The sequence below is a fragment of the Myxococcus llanfairpwllgwyngyllgogerychwyrndrobwllllantysiliogogogochensis genome, from assembly GCF_006636215.1.
Classification (GTDB): Bacteria; Myxococcota; Myxococcia; order Myxococcales; family Myxococcaceae; genus Myxococcus; species Myxococcus llanfairpwllgwyngyllgogerychwyrndrobwllllantysiliogogogochensis.
The window spans coordinates 1-2,102 of record NZ_VIFM01000506.1; the positions used below are offsets into that span (position 1 = coordinate 1).

General features: G+C 70.7%; 1 protein-coding gene. It reads right to left on the minus strand.

The features are described from left to right. Positions 1–2,089 (minus strand): DNA topoisomerase 3 (locus FJV41_RS48885; protein WP_246137901.1); only part of this gene is annotated, 2,089 nt, incomplete at its 3' end. Positions 2,090–2,102: the final 13 nt, after the last annotated feature.

Sequence of the window (2,102 nt, forward strand, 5' to 3'; positions counted from 1 at the left end):
CATCCATCCCTCGCCCCGCCCCCACGACACGCGAAGTCGAGGCCCCGTACGGCATCGCCTGGGCCGGCCCCGTGGGCCCATGGCCCACCACCTCGGTGACATACTTCTCGATGCCCCGGATGAATTCGTCGAGCCGTCCTTCCCCTCGCTCGATGCGCTGAAGCCACGCTTCCCACTGGCCCGTCATCGCCGGCGTCTTCACGTCCGGGTGCACCACCTGGATGAGGTGCAGCCCCTTCTCCGTGGCCTCCAGCACCTTCCCCGAGCGGACCAGGTACTCGCGGTCCAGCAGCACCTCGATGATGGACGCACGCGTGGCGGGCGTCCCCAGCCCCGTCTCGCGCATCGCATCCGCCAGCTCCTTCTCGTCCAGCGCCCTTCCCGCCGTCTCCATCGCCGTCAGCAGCGACGCGTCCGTGAAGCGCGGAGGCGGACGCGTGCGCTTCTTCACCGCCTTCACGTCCTCCACCTTCTGCGGCTGCCCTCGCTCCAACCCCGAAGGCAACGACTGAGGCTCGTCGTCCGGCTCCGCGTCCTCGTCACCCTTGCGCGACTCGGCCTTCGGCTTCGGCGCCTTCTTGCCTCCGCCGATATCGAGCACCTTCCAGCCCACCCGCTCCACCTGGGTGCCCGTGCTCTGGAAGCGGTCCACCACGGGCACCGCGCTCTGCGGCCCCGGTGACATCACCGCCGTCACCACCGTGGTGACCCGCCACACGTGGTCCTCGTGCCATGCCTGGAGCAACCGCCGGCACACGAGGTCGTAGATGCGCTGCTCGTCCGGAGACAACCGCAGTCCTTGCGGCGACGTGGGCGTCGGAATGATGGCGTGGTGATCCGTCACCTTCGCGTCATCCACGTAGCGCCGCCCCAGGGGCCGCGCGCCCGTCCCCGGCGCCAGGTCCTCCTCGTACGGCCCGCGCACGGTGCCCACCACTTCCGGCAGCGTGTCCGCCACCGTCTCGGACAGGTGCCGGCTGGCGGTGCGCGGATAGCTCAGGAGCTTGTGCTTCTCGTAGAGCGCCTGCGCCACCTCCAGCGTGCGCTGCGCGCTGAAGCCATACAGCCGGTTGGCGTGACGCTGCAGTTCCGTCAAGTCGTAGAGCAGCGGAGGAGCCATCTTCTTCTCCTCCGCGTCCAGCGACTCAATCGCCGCCCGTCCACGCTTCACGCGGTCGATGACGGCCTGCGCATCCACCCCATCCGCGTCCAGCCGCCGGGACTCGCGCACGCCCTCCATGCCCGGTGGCACCACGGGCTTGCCATCCGGCCCGGAGCGGAACCACGTCCCGTCGTACCGAGCCCCCGCCGCCACGCCCTTCCCCTGCGGCGCGAAGGTGGCCACCACCTCCAGATAGTCCCGGGGAACAAAGCTCCGGATGGCCAGCTCCCGCTCCACCACCATCGCCAGCGTGGGCGTCTGCACCCGCCCCACGCTCAACATCTCCCCCTGCCCTCCGTGCGCCAGCGTGTACAGGCGCGACAGGTTCATCCCCACCAGCCAGTCCGCGCGGCTGCGTCCCATGGCCGCCGAGGCGAGCGAGTCATACTCCCGCCCCTCCTTGAGCTGCCGGAAGCCGTCCCGGATGGCGCGCTCCGTCAGCGACGACACCCACAGCCGCCGCACCGGCTTGCGACACCCCGCCGCCTCATAGATGTAGCGGAAGATGAGCTCGCCCTCGCGGCCCGCGTCCGTGGCGCACACCACCCCGCCCACGTCCGGCGAGGTCAGCACCCGGCGCACCACGTCGAACTGCGAACGCGTCTGCTCGGAGACCACCAGCGGCCAGTCACCCGGCAACATGGGCAGGAGCGACCGGCTCCACTTCTTCCAGTCCGGCCGAATCTCGTGCGGCTGCGCCAGGCCCACCAGGTGGCCAATCGCCCACGTCACCACATAGCCGTTGCCACGCAGGAAGCCGTCGCCGCGCTCCTGCGCGCCCAGCACCCGGGCGATGTCGCGCGCCACGGACGGCTTCTCCGCCAGCACCGCCAGCAGGGACGCACGCCCCGAGGCCCGGCCCGCCGCGCCCTCCGTACCGCCTCGCCTGTCCTCGCCGGGCGACTCGCCCATCGCTTCCCACCTCATGAAAACAGTCCCC